The sequence below is a fragment of the Acinetobacter sp. MF4640 genome, from assembly GCF_002018895.1.
GTDB classification, from domain to species: Bacteria; Pseudomonadota; Gammaproteobacteria; order Pseudomonadales; family Moraxellaceae; genus Acinetobacter; species Acinetobacter johnsonii.
This window is the reverse complement of sequence record NZ_MVOM01000111.1, coordinates 1-2,210: the sequence shown is the minus strand read 5'-3', so window position 1 is coordinate 2,210 and position 2,210 is coordinate 1. Positions and strand designations below refer to the sequence as shown.

At 41.4% G+C, this 2,210-nt stretch carries 3 protein-coding genes and 1 pseudogene; 3 read left to right on the top strand and 1 reads right to left on the bottom strand.

Annotated features, from left to right (window positions below):
• A partial coding sequence (gene tnpC, locus MF4640_RS18555) for an IS66 family transposase (RefSeq protein WP_153042488.1) occupies positions 1-632 on the top strand: 632 nt, incomplete at its 5' end.
• A gap of 79 nt (positions 633-711) precedes the next feature.
• Here the strand turns inward: tnpC and MF4640_RS18550 are convergent.
• On the bottom strand, positions 712-1,329 hold the full coding sequence (locus tag MF4640_RS18550; protein WP_078390486.1) for a CAP domain-containing protein: 618 nt from the start codon (positions 1,327-1,329) through the stop codon (positions 712-714).
• 135 nt (positions 1,330-1,464) lie between these two features.
• Between MF4640_RS18550 and MF4640_RS18545 the strand changes: the two are divergent.
• Positions 1,465-1,746: pseudogene (locus MF4640_RS18545) on the top strand (helix-turn-helix domain-containing protein); the annotation flags it as partial.
• A gap of 55 nt (positions 1,747-1,801) precedes the next feature.
• Positions 1,802-2,210, top strand: a 409-nt coding sequence (locus tag MF4640_RS18540; RefSeq protein WP_153042487.1) for an IS5 family transposase, incomplete at its 3' end; no start/stop codon positions are given.

The following is a 2,210-nucleotide window of genomic DNA, read 5'->3' as shown; positions in this document are numbered from 1 at the left end:
ATGATTACAGTGGTTATAAAGCACGCTTTAAATCAGGCGATGTCATTGAGGTGGGCTGCATGGCGCATGCACGTCGTAAATTCCATGAACTGCATGTGACCGGGAAAAGTCAGGTCGCTGAACAGGCATTGGTGCTGATTCAGAAACTGTATGCGATAGAAGCAGAACTCAGGAAAAAGACCGATGGTACAGCAGAACATCGCCGCGAATATCGGCAAAAGCATAGTCAACCGGTGATGCAACAACTGTATGAATGGCTCAACCAGCATCAACTGACGGTGCCATCGAGTTCTCCAACCGCCAAGGCCATCAATTACACTCTGAAGCGTTGGCCAGCTTTAAGCCGCTATCTGGATGATGGCAATTTACCTATAGATATGAGCAGCATTGCTGCGCAAGGGGTTGAGAATCAGATGCGCCCCTGGGCGTTGGGACGTAAGAACTGGTTATTTGCAGGTTCGCTGCGCAGTGGTCAGCGAGCGGCAAACATCATGACTTTAATCCAGTCAGCAAAGCTGAATGGGCTGGATCCGTATGCCTATTTAAGTGATGTGCTGAAAAGATTGCCGACCCATAAAGTGACCCAAATAGAAGAATTGCTACCACACCGCTGGAAATCCAACTCAAATTAAAAAATAGACATGGGGTTCAGCGGACGCTTACTGTTAATTTCAGTTTTTACCCGATCAAATAAAGATCTTGTACTCGGTTTTAGTTTTTCCCGCTACCAAAGTGTTGCACCCAGTATGTTCGATGGGTTGTAGGATTTCGGCTACATGCGATCGCATAATCTTTAAATTGCGGTTTCATTAAGTTATCGCAATGTCCTGGGCTTAATGCCAGCCAATTTTCAAGAACTTGTTTAAGGTTGGTTTGACCTGTTGCTAGATTTTCACCCCCACCGCCTTTATACCCTGTTTTTTTAATACGGAATCTAAGATTTTCACCTCCACGCCCGACATGACTTAAAATCTGACGTTGTGAAATATCCTGTGCATGCGCAGTTGAGCTCATCTGTAATTGATTATTCCATTTTAATGAATGAGTTGCCGAGTAGGCAATTTTTCCACATTGTTGGGAGTGATTTCGAATTTCATTAATGGCATTTAAAACTGCTTGCTGAAACTGTGGATTTTGAATGTCATCACAAGAGATTTTGTCAAAAGAGGCTAAAGTCTGTTGAGGATTTTTTTGAGTGGGTATCGTTGTTGATTTTGCAATGGTTTTATTTGATTGATGCTGCAAAGGCTGTTGTGGTTGTGAATTTGAACATCCATGTAGTAAAAAGTATAGACTGCATATAAAAGAATGATAAGCAATATTTTTCATAGTGCACCTCTAGCAAATTTTTTTATTCATCAGATGTATTAGTTCAGACTTGATCGGACATAACTCTTGAAAAAGATAAAGTTACCCATTTTGATAAAGGTGTCGAAATCTTAATCAAACAAAGGTAACTTTCTTATGTTGCATACTAACAATCAAATCATTAAACACAAAGTAGGTCTGCTCAATTTAGCTGAAGTGCTTCAGAATGTATCTAGAGCGTGTAAAGTGATGGGTGTCTCTAGAGATACTTTTCATCGCTATCAGGAGCTAGTACAGTCTGGTGACATGGATGCATTGATCAATAAATCCCGTCGAGTACCTAATCTAAAAAATCGTGTAGATGATGCTACAGAACTAGCAGTCATTGATTTCGCAACTCAGTATCCAGCTTATGGGCAGCATCGTACTAGTAACGAATGGCTTTGTTGCACAAACCTATCTGTAAAGGCTTTTTCAGCGATATAATTTTCAAATGAAGAAGCCTACACAGAAAATCTACCGCACAACCAATTGGCCCGCATATAACCGAGCACTCATGAGTCGCGGAAATATTGCCATTTGGTTTGATCCTGCTACGCAATGGTATGCTCCATCAAAAGGCAAACAAGGGCGAAATCAAACCTACTCCGACGCAGCCATCCAATGCTGCTTAATGATTAAATCTTTATTTCGTCTGTCTTTACGTATGGTCACTGGCTTTGTGCAAAGTCTGATTAAACTTTGCGGATTAAATTGGACACCACCAGATTACACCACGCTTTGTAGAAGACAAAAGCATATTGATATTGCAATCAGCTACCAAAAAAGTAGCGATGGGCTGCATCTACTCATGGACTCTACAGGCATGAAGTTTCTAGGTGAGGGCAAATGGAAACGCAAGA